The 14,712-nt window shown below is 58.9% G+C and carries 14 protein-coding genes; 8 read left to right on the forward strand and 6 right to left on the reverse strand.

Annotation, left to right across the window (positions count from 1 at the left end; genetic code table 11):
* Positions 1 to 2: 2 nt before the first annotated feature.
* From K1558_RS25540 to K1558_RS25550, 3 genes are all read right to left on the reverse strand, one after another.
* Positions 3 to 191 (reverse strand): glutamate decarboxylase, encoded by a 189-nt coding sequence (locus tag K1558_RS25540; protein ID WP_238654773.1) that lies wholly within the window; start codon positions 189 to 191, stop codon positions 3 to 5.
* 147 nt (positions 192 to 338) lie between these two features.
* Complete coding sequence (locus K1558_RS25545; protein WP_238654774.1) at positions 339 to 839, reverse strand: phosphatidylglycerophosphatase A family protein; 501 nt, start codon at positions 837 to 839, stop codon at positions 339 to 341.
* 157 nt (positions 840 to 996) lie between these two features.
* The gene (locus K1558_RS25550) at positions 997 to 4,659 is read right to left on the reverse strand and encodes a DNA polymerase III subunit alpha (RefSeq protein WP_238654775.1); all 3,663 of its coding nucleotides are present in this window, start codon (positions 4,657 to 4,659) and stop codon (positions 997 to 999) included.
* A gap of 149 nt (positions 4,660 to 4,808) precedes the next feature.
* Here K1558_RS25550 and K1558_RS25555 point away from each other — a divergent pair, with 149 nt between their 5' ends.
* The 3 genes from K1558_RS25555 to K1558_RS25565 all read left to right on the forward strand — a co-directional run bounded on the left by K1558_RS25555 (position 4,809) and on the right by K1558_RS25565 (position 6,135).
* Positions 4,809 to 5,129, forward strand: a complete 321-nt coding sequence (locus tag K1558_RS25555; protein WP_238654776.1) for a YtrH family sporulation protein — start codon at positions 4,809 to 4,811, stop codon at positions 5,127 to 5,129.
* Between the two features lie 81 nt (positions 5,130 to 5,210).
* Complete coding sequence (locus tag K1558_RS25560; protein WP_238654777.1) at positions 5,211 to 5,714, forward strand: sporulation membrane protein YtrI; 504 nt, start codon at positions 5,211 to 5,213, stop codon at positions 5,712 to 5,714.
* Positions 5,715 to 5,832: 118 nt separating this feature from the next.
* Positions 5,833 to 6,135 (forward strand): YtpI family protein, encoded by a 303-nt coding sequence (locus tag K1558_RS25565; RefSeq protein ID WP_238654778.1) that lies wholly within the window; start codon positions 5,833 to 5,835, stop codon positions 6,133 to 6,135.
* A gap of 92 nt (positions 6,136 to 6,227) precedes the next feature.
* Here the strand turns inward: K1558_RS25565 and K1558_RS25570 are convergent, their stop codons facing one another.
* Together K1558_RS25570 and K1558_RS25575 are read right to left on the reverse strand one after the other, a co-directional pair.
* The gene (locus K1558_RS25570) at positions 6,228 to 7,562 is read right to left on the reverse strand and encodes a DRTGG domain-containing protein (protein WP_238654779.1); all 1,335 of its coding nucleotides are present in this window, start codon (positions 7,560 to 7,562) and stop codon (positions 6,228 to 6,230) included.
* 265 nt (positions 7,563 to 7,827) lie between these two features.
* Positions 7,828 to 8,118, reverse strand: coding sequence for a hypothetical protein (locus tag K1558_RS25575; protein ID WP_420800470.1), 291 nt, complete (start codon positions 8,116 to 8,118; stop codon positions 7,828 to 7,830).
* 177 nt (positions 8,119 to 8,295) lie between these two features.
* Between K1558_RS25575 and K1558_RS25580 the strand changes: the two genes are divergently transcribed.
* The gene (locus K1558_RS25580; protein ID WP_238654780.1) at positions 8,296 to 8,877 is read left to right on the forward strand and encodes an LURP-one-related family protein; all 582 of its coding nucleotides are present in this window, start codon (positions 8,296 to 8,298) and stop codon (positions 8,875 to 8,877) included.
* A 111-nt stretch (positions 8,878 to 8,988) separates the two neighbouring features.
* Here K1558_RS25580 and K1558_RS25585 read toward each other — a convergent pair whose 3' ends face one another.
* Positions 8,989 to 9,330 (reverse strand): YlbF family regulator, encoded by a 342-nt coding sequence (locus K1558_RS25585; RefSeq protein WP_238654781.1) that lies wholly within the window; start codon positions 9,328 to 9,330, stop codon positions 8,989 to 8,991.
* Between the two features lie 331 nt (positions 9,331 to 9,661).
* Between K1558_RS25585 and K1558_RS25590 the strand changes: the two genes are divergently transcribed.
* From K1558_RS25590 to K1558_RS25605, 4 genes are read left to right on the forward strand one after another with little or no spacing between them, the layout of a single operon-like run.
* Positions 9,662 to 11,026, forward strand: coding sequence for a YheC/YheD family endospore coat-associated protein (locus K1558_RS25590; RefSeq protein ID WP_238654782.1), 1,365 nt, complete (start codon positions 9,662 to 9,664; stop codon positions 11,024 to 11,026).
* 10 nt (positions 11,027 to 11,036) lie between these two features.
* Positions 11,037 to 12,215, forward strand: coding sequence for a YheC/YheD family endospore coat-associated protein (locus K1558_RS25595; protein WP_238654783.1), 1,179 nt, complete (start codon positions 11,037 to 11,039; stop codon positions 12,213 to 12,215).
* Positions 12,216 to 13,589, forward strand: a complete 1,374-nt coding sequence (locus tag K1558_RS25600; RefSeq protein ID WP_238654784.1) for a YheC/YheD family endospore coat-associated protein — start codon at positions 12,216 to 12,218, stop codon at positions 13,587 to 13,589.
* Complete coding sequence (locus K1558_RS25605; RefSeq protein ID WP_238654785.1) at positions 13,586 to 14,698, forward strand: YheC/YheD family endospore coat-associated protein; 1,113 nt, start codon at positions 13,586 to 13,588, stop codon at positions 14,696 to 14,698. Before K1558_RS25600 ends, K1558_RS25605 begins: the two co-directional genes overlap by 4 nt.
* The last annotated feature ends 14 nt before the right edge of the window (positions 14,699 to 14,712 follow it).

Here is a 14,712-nt window from a genome sequence, read left to right on the forward strand (position 1 = left end):
TCTCACGGGTGCAGGATCAGATTCAGGACCTCTTGCACCTCTTCAAGCTCTCCCGAAGGAACCAGAATCTCATACTGCTGCTTGGACATATTGACGGGACGGCATTTAATCAGAAATCCTTCTTCCGTAAGCTTCCTCTGGATCATCTCCGCCACTTTGGCGGTCGGCGCTATATAGATTACCGTCCACATGCCCTGCAAGGCCTCCCTAATCTCAAATCCAGCCGTATCCTGAATATAATGGAATCATGATAACACAGTTTTCTTTTTTCCCGCAAGAAGCCCGGCATGATGGAAGCGGGATCGGGAGGCTGCAGGGCAGCCGTGATGCGGAGCGGATTATTCCGTTCCGGTAACATGGGGGTAGACGTTAGCCCCCTCATGCCGGTGGGCGATTCTGGCGGAAGCTGCGGCTGATATTCCGGCAACCAGATCATCCAGGAACACATGAATGCTTCCTTTATCATCATTCAATTTGCCGATAATGCCAAGCTTTATTTTATCCAGGTAGCCAAAACCGGTCAGACCGATCATCCCGTAAACGCTGGTGATGCCGAGGGCCAGTGTCTCGTCCGCCCCGTATAGCGACTCATCGGCCTCAAGTACGGCCTGCAGGGGCTGGGGCAGCAGCTTCCGCTCAGCCAGCTCATCCAGGGCAATCCCTGTCATCAGGGTGTATTGCACCTCCCTTTTGTTCAGGACGGACTTGACGCTCAGGAGGCATTCTTCCTGTGTTAAATCCGGATAATAGGCCGATTGCAGCGTGTAGACGATCTCCGCGATGGATGCAAGCGAGACGCCTCTGCGCTCCAGCAGGTCTTCAGCCATTTGATAGGACATGGCGCATTTCCCCTTTCCGCACGGGACTTGGTCGTCCCGCTGTATAAGCTGAACTTACGAATGATGCTTGGCAGATGCTAAGCCCACTCTACCGGTTCACCTAATGTATGCAGAAATTTCAGGAAATGTGCCTATCCGGGACAAGTGCATTCCATCACTACCTGATTCTCACAGTGCCTGCCCCCAGCATGGCTTCAATGTCTGCGATCAGCTGCTCCGAGGGCTCGATCCGGTAGCTGTCGCTGAGCGCCAGCACCTTCTGGTTGCGCTCGTAGAACAGCAGCGTGGCTGCGGGGCCGGGGTGGGTCTTCAGCAGCTCCTGAAGGCGCGGCAGCATGCCCTTCAGCTCGGCGCCCGGCGTGATCTTGATGAACACACGCCGGCCCTGGTCCGCCGAGCCGCCTGCATGCTCGGCAGGGCTGTCCGGCCGCGCATCTGACGCGGCCGGGGCCTTGGGCGCGGCCTGCACAGCGGCCGCGCCGGAAGCGCGCGCACCGGGCGGCTGGCCCGCCGGTGTGCGCGTGCCCGGTGCAGCGGCCGTGCTGGCTGCACCGCTCTCCCGGCCCGTGCCGGCGGGCCGGGCGGGCCTTGCGCTGCGGCGCTGCAGCAGGCCGCGCACGCTGTCCGAGGTGAGCGGTGCCACCTCCTCGGCCAGCAGCTTGAAGCCCTCGTCCTCCTGCTGCACCTTGGCGCGGAGGGCGAGCAGCGCGCCCTTCTCGATCAGGGCGCGGCTACGTTTCCACACCTCGGGGAAGAGCACGACCTCGCAGCGCTCGATCTGGTCTTCCCAGACGACAAAGGCCATCGCCTTGCCGGCCTTCGTCGTGATCTCTTTCACCGAGACTACCATGCCTGCCGTAACGGTCATACTCTCATCCGCCGCTTCGCCCAGATCCATCAGCTTCTGTATCCCCGGCTCCTCCAGCAATCCCGCCCGGTCATCCAACGGATGACCGGAGAGATAGAGGCCAAGCAGCTCGCGCTCCAGCTCCAGCTGCTGGGTCACACTGAATTTCGGGACATCCGGGTAACGGATCTCCCAGTTCGGCGTCTCAATCAGGTCGTCGAACAGCTGAATCTGCAGCTCATCGCGCTCCTTGCGCCATTTGGCCGCTGCCTCCACCGTCTCGTCCAGCATCGCCAGCAGCTGGGCCCGGTGCCCGGGCAGCGCATCGAAAGCGCCGGCCTGCAGCAGCGATTCGATCACGCGCTTGTTGCAGACGCGCAGGTCCACCCGGCGGCAGAAATCGAGCAGGCTATCGAACGGGCGCTCCTTGCGCACCGACATAATATTCTCTACCGCCTGCGTGCCGACATTCTTCACGGCTCCCAGCCCGAAGCGGATATGTCCGCCGTCCTCGCGGACGACTGGCGTGAACAGCACGCCGCTCTCGTTCACATCCGGCGGCAGTACGCCGATGCCGGACCGGCGGCAATCGAGAACATATTCCGCCACCTTGCGGTGGGACCCCATGACGGCGGTCAGCATGGCGGCCATGAACTGCACCGGATAATGCGCCTTAAGATAGGCGGTCTGGAAGGCGAGAACCCCGTAGGCCGCAGCATGGGCGCGCGGGAAGCCATAGTTCGCGAAGCGGACAATCATGTCATAGACGGCATGGGCGTCCGCCTCTGTGTAGCCCTGCTTCAGGCTGCCCTCCACGAAGTGGCCGCGCTCCTTGTCCAGCGTCTCCCGCTTCTTCTTGGACACCGCACGGCGCAGCAGATCCGCCTCGCCGAGCGAGAAGCCGGCCATCAGCGAGGCGATCTGCATGATCTGCTCCTGATAGACGATAATGCCGTACGTATCAGCCAGAATCGGCTTCAGATCGGCATGGGGATAGACGACCTCGAATTCCCCGTGCTTGCCGCCGATGAACTTCGGAATGAATTCCATCGGTCCGGGACGGTACAGTGCCACCACGGAGACGATATCCTCGAACCCGCTCGGCTTCAGCTCCTTCAGCACCCGCCGCACGCCTGCGGATTCAAGCTGGAACACGCCGGTCGTCTCCCCGGCCCCCAGCATCTCATAGGTGAGCGGATCATGGTCCGGGATGAAGCGGAAATCAGGGACACTGCCGGTCATCTCCTTCACCCAGCCCAGGCAGCGTTCAATAATCGACAACGTCCGCAGCCCCAGGAAGTCCATCTTCAGCAGACCCACACTCTCCAGGTGCTCCATGGAATACTGGGTGAGCGCCGTGCTCTCATTACCCGCCTGGAGCGGTACGGCATCGGTCAGCGGGCCCTTCGAGATAATGACACCGGCCGCATGGGTCGAAGCATGGCGCGGCATGCCCTCCACCTTCATCGCCATGTCGAGCAGCCCCCGGGTCTTCGGGTTCGTCTCATAGAGCGCCTTCAGCTCCGGCGTGCCCTCCAGCGCCCGGGAGATGCTGATGCCGAGCTGGCCCGGGATCAGCTTCGCCGCCTTGTCCACCTCGTTGTACGGCAGATTCAGCGCCCGCCCCACATCGCGCACAGCGGCCCTGGCCGCCATCGTCCCGAAGGTGATGATCTGCGCCACATGCTCCCGGCCGTACTTCTCCACCACATAGGCAATGACCTCATCGCGGCGTTCGTCGCTGAAGTCAATATCAATATCGGGCATCGTAATCCGTTCAGGATTGAGGAAACGCTCGAACAGCAGATTATACTTCAGCGGATCTACATCCGTAATCTTCAGGGTATATGCGGTAAGGCTGCCTGCCGAAGAGCCGCGGCCCGGCCCGGTAACGATTCCATTCCGGTGGCAGAACGCAATGAAATCCCAGACAATCAGGAAGTAATCGCTGAAGCCCATACTCTCAATGACGCCAAGCTCATAGGCCAGCCGGTGCTCGGCTTCCGCCCGCTGCTCCGGGGATGCCCAGAGCGGCGTATCCGCATAACGCTGCTCAAGACCGCTGCGGCACAGCTCGCGCAGATAGGCAGCGGCATCCAGCCCTTCCGGGAGCGGTGAATATTCCGGCAGAATATGCTGCCCGAAGGTTAGTTCCAGATTGCAGGCCTCGGCAATCCGCTGCGTATTCTCTATGGCCTCAGGCACATGCGGGAACAAAGCGGCCATCTGCTCGCCGCTCTTGAAGAACAACTGATCCGTGCCGATCTTCAGGCGGTCCTCATCGTCCACCGATTTGCCCGTGCCGATACAGATCAGCACATCCTGAACCTCGGCATCCGCCTTATCCATGTAGTGGACGTCATTGGTCGCCACCAGCGGGATCCCGCATTCGGCGGCCAGCGCAATCAGCTTCGGGTTCACCCGCTTCTGCTCCGGCATCCCGTGATCCTGCAGTTCCAGATAGAAGTCCCCGCCAAAAATCTCCTTATACCGCAGCGCCGCCTTCCGCGCCTCATCCTCGCGCCCGTTCAGAAGATGCTGCGGGACCTCACCGCCCAGGCAGGCGCTCAGGCAGATGATGCCTTCCGCATGGGCCGCCAGCGCTTCCATATCGATCCGCGGCTTATAATGCTGGCCCTCCAGATGGCCAACCGTAATCAGCTTCATCAGGTTCCGGTAGCCGGTATCGTTCTTCGCCAGCAGAATCAGATGATAGATCGGCTGGTCCTTGCGGCTGCCCCGCTCGCGGCGGGACCCGGCAGTCAGATAAGCCTCACAGCCGATAATCGGCTTGATGCCCTGCTCCCGGCACGCTTTATAGAAAGGAATGGCCCCGTACATCACACCATGATCGGTCAGCGCCAGCGATGTCATGCCGTATTCGCCGGCCCGGCGCACAAGATCCGTAATGCGCGCCGCCCCGTCCAGTAAACTGTATTCGCTGTGCACATGCAAATGCACGAAAGGGCTCATACCCTACACTTCCCTTCAGCTCCAAATCAAAACATAAGATGAAACTATTTTATCATATTAGAGGGGGAGCCGCCCATAGAATGGAGTAAGAGCACAGGGACAGGCCGCAGCGATCCTGCCGCGCTGATCCTAAGGAAGGAGCTTTTCACTTGAATATTTTCCTGAGCAAAGCAGTTCTCGACTTCTTCATCGCCTTCGGCATCGTGCTGGGCGGAGCCATGCTGGGCGGGATCGGCGCCGCTGTCTCGCTGCAGCCGCCGACCGATACGATGCTGGATATCGCCGACCGGATCAAAATATGGGCACTGGCTGCCGCCGTCGGCGGAACGATCGACCCGATGCGCGTGATCGAGAGCAATATGCTGGGCGGCAATCTCTCCCCGGCCATCAAGCAGATACTCTATCTGGTCTTCGCCTTCCTGGGCGCCCATATGGGCAGCGAGCTGGTCAAGTGGGTGTGCGGCAAGTAGCGCTCCCGGCAAGCTGTTATCTGACAGCCGGCTCCATTCGGGTACAGATTAATTCTTATAAGGCAAGGGGCGATACGATCTATGCGACTGCCGCCGTTCCACCGCTACCGCCGTTTCTCGCAGATTGCCGCTGTGTTTGTGCTGGGGATGATTGTGGGGGGCGTGGTCTACAATTCGATTTATCATATGGCTTACAATGTGCTCTGGATGACCAATCAGGATCTGCGCATTGAAATCGAGCAGTACAAGAGCGACATTCAGACGCTCAAAAAATACAATAACACCTCCACCGTCATCCGCGAGATCAAGGTGCGCACCGAGGCCACCACAGCCAAGGAGGGCAAGGCAGCCATAGACCCGGTGACGTCCAAGGAGGTGCTCAGGAAGCTCGCTGCGGATCTGGAGCCGATGCGCGGGCGCAGCATGTTCGAGATCGATTCCGACGGCAAGCTGGCGCGCTTGCTCCTGGACAGCAAAATTTATCTCGTCCGCGAGAAGGAATATACCGTCAGCATCCGCACAATGCTTGTAATGGAGGGCGTGCTGCAAATTTGGGTCGAAATCAGCCCTTACAAGCACAGCTAGAGCAGAAATCATGATACAATAATGGACATGAACACACACATTCTTCACATGCGTACAGGAACAATGCCCCGGCCGGTACCGGGGTATGAACTGTTCCCTCACAAAGGAGCTGCTGTCCATGATTCTGCTCATTAAGTATCTGCTGTTTGCTCTAATGGTTGTCTTCATGATCAGTGCTGCCGTCTACAGCTACTCCTCCCGCAGAGCGGCCGACCCGCTTGTGAAGGGCGCCAAACGTTCGGTCATGAATATGCTGCTCGGGGGAATGCTGGTCACCCTCTCCCTGATGTCCATGTTCATCTTCCGCGGCTCGACGCTGAATATTGTCATTGAAGCTGTCTTCCTGGTGCTCGGCCTCTTCAATATCTTCTCGGGGCTGCGCAGCTACAGCTATTACAGCCGGGCCCGCAGCCGGAGCTAACAGCAAATAGACCAGCCCCTTCACTACTGTGAGGGGAACCCTGGTCTATTCTGGCGTTATCTATACTGTCTATTACACGGAGCGTGCAGATGTTAGCCGTGGTCAATCGACTGCAGCATCAGCACGCCCTTGGCAACTATTGTGTCCAGGCGGCTGATCTCAATCTCCAGCTTACAGGTGCGGCGGCTGATCTCCAGCAGCTTCGGCATGACGATAATGGAATGCTCAATCTGCACCGGACGGATGAAATAGGTGGACATGCTGTCCAGCACATAATCGTTCCCGGTGATGTCCTTGGCCGCCCTGAACGCGGACAAGGTCATCAGCGTGGACAGAATCCCCTCCGAGATTGTCCCGAGATCCGTGGCCATCTGCGGCGTAATGAAGCCGTGGAAGAACAGCCTGCCCTCCTCATCCCGTTCATCCGCGAAGCCGTTCCAGATCAGATGGTCGAACGTCTCGCCAAGCTGCGGCTGGTTGCTGGCATCGCGCAGGCTCTGCAGCACCTCCCTGCGGGTGACTGAGCCTACCAGCTTGCGGTTGCGGTCCACGATCGGCAGGAAGTCAATCCCCTCCCACATCATGATCTGTGCCGCCGAAGCGAGCGAGGTCTGCAGGGCGGCGGTCACCGGGCTGCGGACCATGGCCTTCTCAATGCTCTGCCCGTCGGTCAGATCCTCCACATCGCGCCGGCCGATGATCCCGATGACCCGGTTCCATTCATCGGTTACCGGGAACCGCTGCTCGCCGCTGGCCTGCGACAATTCCCGCAGTTCACCTGCGGTGCTGGAGATTTTGAGCGAATAATGACGTTCCTTGCGTTCGACAATGTCCTCCACCAGCATAATCTTCTTCTTGATCAGCCGGTCGAAGATCGCCCGGTTAATCATGGATGCCACCGTGAAGGTATCATGCCTGGAGGAGATCACCGGCAGATCCAGCTCGTCCGCCAGCGCCTTCACTTCACGGCTCGTGCCGAACCCCCCCGTTACCAGCACCCCTGCCCCCTGCTCCAGGGCAAGCGAATGCACATCATCCCGGTTCCCTACAATCAGCAGACTGTCGGCGTCGATATACCGGATCATGGCATCGACCTTCATCGCGCCGATCACATATTTATGAAGATGCTTGTTCAGCCCTTCCGCTCCGCCCAGCACATGCCCCTCAACAATATCCACTACGTCCCCGAAGGTTAACTGGTCGGAGATATTGCGCGGCTTCTTCTCGACCCGGACCGTGCCGATGCGTTCCTTGGTAATGACAATGCCCAGATTCTCCGCTTCCTTAACCGCACGGTAAGCCGTACCTTCGCTGACGGCCATTTCTCTGGCCAGCTTGCGGACGGAAATCTTGGTCCCGACCTTCAGACCTTCAATGTGCTGCAGCAGTTGTTCGTGCTTCGTGATATTATCGCCTTGACCCTCCAACTGTTACACCCCCATACCCCGATCTGTACTATTCTGTACCCATTATACATGCTGTCCGCACCGGAGTACAACAGGTGAACCCTTATCCTGCCTTAAGATATGACAGCCCAATGAATTCATGAGTACAGCCGGGAATATATATATAACACCTACGGTGTTCCTCTTGTGACTTGCTGTGATTTGCTCTTACTTGCCATCAGCACAAATAACCCCCGGCCGGGCACCAGGGCCAAGCCGGAGGTTATCCTCCTTCACGCCGGGACATTCATCCCCGGGACTGCTGCGATACTCCGCTCTCTTCGTTCCACTTGCCCTGCCACTGCGCAAGCTTGGCCTTGCGGACTGACTCCAGGCGCTTCTGCTTCTCCTCGTCTACCCCCATAATGAAATGCAGGTGGGCGGCAATCACCAGGAACGCGAAGACACACCAGGCCAGACCGAAGCCCAGCACCCAGCCGGAGCTATGCTGAAACGACAGCTTCGGCAGCGCGTAGAGCAGCATGGCCAGGGCTGCCAGCAGATAGACGGAATGCTTGAATTTGTTTCTTTTTCTCACTTTGGGACCGCTCCTTTGCTCTGGAAGGTTATGGATCAACTCTATATCTCTAGTCTATGAGCCTGCTGCCTGATTTATGAGACAAGCAGCACATCATTTTCAGCAGAATTGCTTCTGCCTTAAGATTCTAGCCTGCATGCCAGGGGTATGAGATGATAGATACAGTTAGAGGAGGGAATGACCTTGAATCCCATTTATAACCAGTCCAAGTACATCGCCCGCAAAAAAATATTCTCTGCGCTGGGCGGCAAGCTACATATATTCAACGATTCCGGGGATTTGCTGCTGTTCGCGGAGATGAAAGCGTTCCGGCTGAGAGAGGACATCACGCTGTATTCCGACGAGACGATGGGCAGGGAGCTGCTGCGGATCAAAGCGCGCAAGATCCTGGATATCAGCTCCACCTATGATGTGTATGATGTGGAGACCGGGGAAACGGTGGGTGCACTCCGCCGCAAAGGCCTGAAGTCCCTCTTCAAGGACCAATGGGCCATCCTGGACACGCAGGATAACGAGATCGGTGCCGTTAAAGAGGATAACGCCTTCCTCGCCCTGCTGCGCCGCGCCATTGCCATCATTCCGCTGAAATACGTCCTGGAGATCGGGGGGCAGGTGATTCCGGCCTTCCGGCACAACTTCAACCCGTTCGTTACCAAAATCACCGCCGACTTCTCAGGAGACCGCCAGGGCAAGCTGGACCGCCGCTTAGGGATGGCCGCTACCATTCTGCTCTGTCTGATAGAGGGCAAATCGGATTAGCCGCAAAATCCCCCAAAAACATATCCATTTATCACAAAAGGGTGATTTCGGAGCCATAAGGCCCTGAGATCACCCTTTTGTGCGGGATTGGCAGGGAGTCCTGCCGCCTGCTTATTGTCCGCCGTACATCTGGGACAGGCTGTCCGTGATGATTTTGTTCACATCCTCAATGACCACACTGAGCCGGCGCTCTGCATCGAACAGACGGCGGATTGCCAGATTGAGGTTCAGCACCTCAAACAGCTTCTCCATCTTCTCCATCTCCTCCTGCGCGGGCATATCGCCGCTCATCATCCGCTGCTGCAGCTCCACCTGGCTCTGCCGGAAGTTGTCCAGCATCTGCTTGCTCTCCGGATCTGCCTCAATCACCTTCATGGCACTTGTGATATCCGCCACCTCACTGCTGTCTTTGATGGCCCGCGCCAGTTCATGCGCTTTGTCAATTACGTTCATTATAATTCCTCCTCCAGGTTAGGTTCGTCTCTTTCCGCTTGTCTTCAGTGGGCATACGCCCGGTTACCAGGCCGCTTCACAGGCTGTCCGCGCCCAATTTTCACAGCTGCGGTCTTCCACTCCGGACTGGCCTGTGTCTTGCTGCGCCCCCGCCCCTGGCAGAAGCCCGCCGGTCCGCTCTTTGCCTACAGGAATAATTCATCCGCCCGGCACGGCTTTTTGAGAAATAGGTCAATCACCAAGGGTCAGATGTCTCCATATGATGAATGATATGTAACCCTCAAGATTCATATTGCCGGCACCATGCTTGCCTACCGGAAGGAGAACCACGATGTCTAAGCTCAAGATCCCGGTCCAAAGTGTCCACTCGGGCATCCTGCAGGAAAACGCTGTGATGCTAGGCGACAAATCCATGAAGAGGCTCAAAATCCCGGCACACGGCACCATTCTGCTGACCTTCGGCTCTTTCCGGCAGGAGGTAACCGTCATACCGGTTCCCAAAGCTGACAGCCTGCGCGTCAGTGAAGCACTCGCCCGGCGGCTCGGCTTAAGACAGCGCCTGACGCTTAACGCTTCCTACAGCACAGGCAGCCGCACGCTGCGGCTGGGGCCGATGATTGGAGTGCTGGTGAGCCGCGACCATCCTGATCAGCCGGAGCGCGTATTCGGCCAGATTACGATGTTCTGCCGGGAGCTGACCAACGCCTGCCATGCCCAAGGCGCCTATGTCTATTTCTTCACCCCGGAAGCGCTGGAAACCCGCAGCACTACCATCCAGGGCTGGGTATACGATGAGGGCTGGCGGAAGCTGAGTCTTCCTGTTGCCGATGTGATCAACAACCGCCTGACCACGCGCAAGGTAGAGAACAGACCTAGCGTACAGCATTTTCTGGCGGATGTAAAATCCCGCTACGGAACCCATTTTTTCAACGAGAAGTTTCTTGACAAAACAGAGGTATTCGAGGCTCTGGCTCAGGACCCTGCCCTGCAGCGGTATCTGCCGGAGTCCCATGCCTTGAACGGCTTCGCCATATTGAAGAGAATGTGCGCCAGCTATCCCAGTGTATTCCTGAAGCCCGTGCGCGGCAGCCTGGGCAAAGGCATCCTGCGCATCTCCAAAGAGGAGGGCGGCTACCGCCTGCTGTCCACAACGCCTATGGGCACACGGAGACAGAGCTATTCGAGCCTGGCGAAGCTGTTTCAATCCATTGCCCCCAAGATGAAAACCACGCGCTACCAGATTCAGCAGGGCCTGTCTCTGCTCGAGATTGGACGGCGGCCGGTCGACTTCCGGGCACTGGTCCAGAAGAACGGCACCGGCAAATGGGGCGTCACCTCCATTGTCGCCCGGACCGCCGGAAGCAATCACTTCGTCTCCAATCTCGCCCGCGGCGGCACCCTCAGCACTGTCCGGGAAGCCATCGGCAAGAGCAGTCTTCCCGCCGGAGTCAAGGATAGCACCCAGGTTCAGCTTCCGCGGGCGGCGCTGGCGATTGCCAGAGGCGTGGAGACCTATATTCCAGCCCATTTCGGGGAGCTGGGCATCGACCTTGCCCTCGACCAGTCCGGCCGGATCTGGCTGCTGGAGGTCAACTCCAAGCCGTCCAAGAACGACAATACACCGCTGAACGACCAGAAAATCAGACCCTCTGTCAAGCAGATGATTCTATACTGCCGTTATCTGGCCGGGTTATAAGGAGGACATCATGAACGCAACAGCACTGGGGTTCCTTGGCATCATGACAGGCCGCCGTCATGGGATGCCTCCCCTCGCAGAACCAGAGTTCTGCAGTCACCTGTGCCGGGCCGCCCCGCTGTACGGTCTGAAGGTCCTGATCTTTCATCCGGAGGATGTGGCGGAGGACGGCTCTTATGTAAGCGGCTATGAGTGGCAGGACGGACAGTGGGCGCTGGTGCAGGCCCCTCCGCCTGATATTCTCTATAACCGCTGCTTCTACCGGACGTCCCGGGAGAAGAGAGCCGCTTCAGCCGCCCTGGCCTCCCTCTCCCGCTCTCTCCCCTGGTCCCGCGGGCTGCCTGACAAATGGAATGTATATGAAATCCTCCGCCGCACTCCGGCAGCAGCGGACCTGCTGCCGGAGACAATGCTCTACAGCGGGAAGGAAGAGCTGGGCAACATGCTGGCCTGGAGGGAATACGGCGTCTTCCTGAAGCCCCGGAGCGGGTCCCACGGCAAACGCACGCTGCACGCTGTGCTGCTGGGCAGCCGTGAGGGCGGCGGCTTGAAGGTACGGGGCCGGGGCCGGGGCAACGAGTCTTTTCAATATGTATTCGGTACGCTGGATGAAGGCCTGGGTTGGATCGACCGCTTCATCGGCCGCAGCCGCTATATCATACAGCCTTATCTAGAGCTGACCGGCCGCGGAGGGCAGCCGTTCGATGTGCGTGTGCTGATGCAGAAGAACGGCACCGGCGTCTGGACTTTAACCGGCATGGCCGTCCGGCTGGGCGCCCGCGGCTCCCTGACCTCCAATCTTCACGGCGGGGGCACCGCAGCCCGGGCCCGCCCCTTCCTGCTGGAAGAGTTCGGCAGGACCGCAGAGGAGCTGCTTGAGGAGCTGACCCGGGTGTCCGCACTGCTGCCGCCGCTGCTGGAGGCATCCTGCGGCCGGCTCGGAGAGCTTGGTCTTGATTTCGGCATTGACGCCGGAGGACGAATCTATCTGCTGGAAGCCAACTCCAAGCCGGGGCGCACCGTGTTCCGGCTGACAGGCGACCTTAGGGCTGCCAGACTAGCCGCAGAGAACCCGCTGCGCTATGCGCGCCATCTGCTGCTTACCTCAAGCCGCCACGGCAAGCTGCCCCGCGGACAGTTCCGTTCACACGGGAGATTGATATCAATGGTTCCAAAGGAGGATTCATAAATGGGTCTCACTTTTTGCAATGTGCATTTCACCAAGCGGCCTGAGCGGGTGGTCTATGTCTCGGGAGAACTGATGAGAAGCCTGAAATTATCCGGCAAAAAAAATATACGCCTGCGTCTCGGCAAGGATGCGATTCCGGCAGCCATCAAGCCGATCAACCGCGCCGGCAAGCATCTCTTCCTGGCCTCGGGTGTGAAGAGCGCAATCAGGGTTCCGAAGTCAGGCAGTGTCTATCTGCGGAACCTGCAGAATGATGAAGTCCAGCTCGGGCCGCTGGTCGGCGTACTGTCTGACGGTCCCGGCTCTTCCGCACAGCCCTTCGGCTCGCGGACCGGCTTCATCAAGTCGCTGCTGCGCGAAGGCAGCAACAAATGCTATATCTTCGCCTTCATGCCGCGCGATATCGACTGGCAGCAGGAGCAGGTCAACGGCTACTTCTTGACGGCCGGCGGCAAGTTCGAGCGCAAGCTGGTGTCCCTGCCGGATGTAGTCTATAACCGCCTGCCCAGCCGCAGGGCCGAGACGTCGCCCTACATCAACCAGCTTCGCGAGCGCTTCGGCCGCAAGAAGATTCCTTACTTCAACTGGAGCTTCTTCAATAAGTCGGATATATACCGGCTGCTGGAGAACGACAGCACGGCGAACCGGTTCGTGCCGGAGACGCACAGCAATCCCGGCACCGAGCAGATGCGGGATATGCTGGACCGCCACCACTTCGTCTACTACAAGCCGTCCGCAGGCAGCCTGGGACACGGCATCTACCGGCTGACCTATCTGCCGAAGAAAGGCTATTTCGCCCGCTACCGCAGGAACGGCAAGAATGTGCTGCTGCGCTTTACCACCTTCGACAGCCTGATGCGGATGCTGCGGGGCCGCCACGGGCAGAGCCTGCACAACTATGTGGTACAGCAGGGCATCCGCCTGATCGAGATCGATAACTGCCCGATTGATTTCCGCTTCCATATGCACAAGAACGGCAACAATCAGTGGGTCGTGGTCGGGATCGGCGCCAAAAAAGCCGGACGGGGCAGCGTCACCACCCACCTGAAGAACGGCGGAGCCCTGCTGACGCCGCAGCAGGCTCTCGGCCGTGTCTTCGGCGCAAGAGCGGATGAGGTGCTGCAGCGGGCCAAGACCACGGCCGTCAAGCTTGCCGAATCCCTGGAAATCCAGCACCGCCATCTGCTGGGCGAGATCGGCTTCGACCTCGGCATTGACCAGGATGAGGATATCTGGATGTTCGAAGCCAATGCGAAACCGGGACGCTCGATCTTCCGCCACCCCTCCCTGCGCGCTGAGGGCAAAGCTTCCATTGAGCATATCCTGGAGCATTGTCTGTATCTCAGCAAGTTCCGCAGGAGGGATGAATTGTGAACAGCCGGATTCCAGACCCCAGCAAGCCTGTTATCGCCATCCTGACTACCAGTGACCGGCTGCAGCACTTCCGCGGCAACCGCCAGAACTTCCGTGACATTATCCGCACCGGCAAAGAGATGGGTTACCTTGTATATGTGGTTACCGTCCGCGACCTGAGGCTGGAGGAGCCGGTCGTGACCGGCTACGTCCCTTCTGCCAGCGGGAAGCTCTGGTATGCCGTCCCTGTCCCGCGGCCGCAGGTCATCTATAACCGGATTCCGAACCGCGAGGAGGAGGAGAAGGCACCGGTTGTCCGCAAGATTGCCGAATGTCTGGAGCATCCCGACATCCAGCTGTACAATCCATGCTTCTTCAATAAATGGAATCTGTTCGAATGGCTCAAGGAATCGAAGGCTACCGCGAGACATGTGCCCAAAACCCGCCGTCTGCGCAGCGCAGCCACGCTTACTGCAATGCTGAAGAATCACGACAGCCTCTATCTCAAGCCCGAGAAGGGCAAGGCAGGCAAAGGCATCATGCGGCTGAGATACCGCCCGGATACCCTGCTTCCCTTCCGGCTGCAGATCCAGAGCGGCAAGAAAAATACGACCTACAAAGCCGCATCGGTAGAGCGCCTGTGGGCCCGGATCGGCCGGGCCAAGGGCACCTCCCGCTATATCGTGCAGCAGGCGATCGGGCTGGCCGGCTACCAGGGGCGCCCCTTCGATCTGCGCGTGCTGCTGCAGAAGAACGGGCGGGGTGCCTGGGCCGTCACCGGCACCGGCGCCCGGCTGGCCGGAGCGCGCAGCATCACCACCCATGTGCCGCGCGGCGGCAGCATTGAAGATCCCTCCACGATGCTGGAGGGAACCTTCGGGGCCGAGCACGCGGCAGATATCCTGAAGAATGTGTCCACCACCGCTCTGCTGGTGGCCCGGCAGATCGAGCGGGCTTCCGGTTTCATGCTGGGCGAGATGTCGATGGATCTCGGTGTCGATGAGCAGGGCGGCGTGTGGTTTTTTGAAGCCAATTCCCGCCCGATGAAGTTCGATGAACCCGCCATCCGCAAGCTGTCGCTGGAGCGTATTTTCCAGTATGGCCTGCATCTGTCACGCCAGACCAAATAATCTATCAACCCGTA

It is taken from the genome of Paenibacillus piscarius (genome assembly GCF_022234545.1).
Classification (GTDB): domain Bacteria; phylum Bacillota; class Bacilli; order Paenibacillales; family Paenibacillaceae; genus Paenibacillus_AQ; species Paenibacillus_AQ piscarius.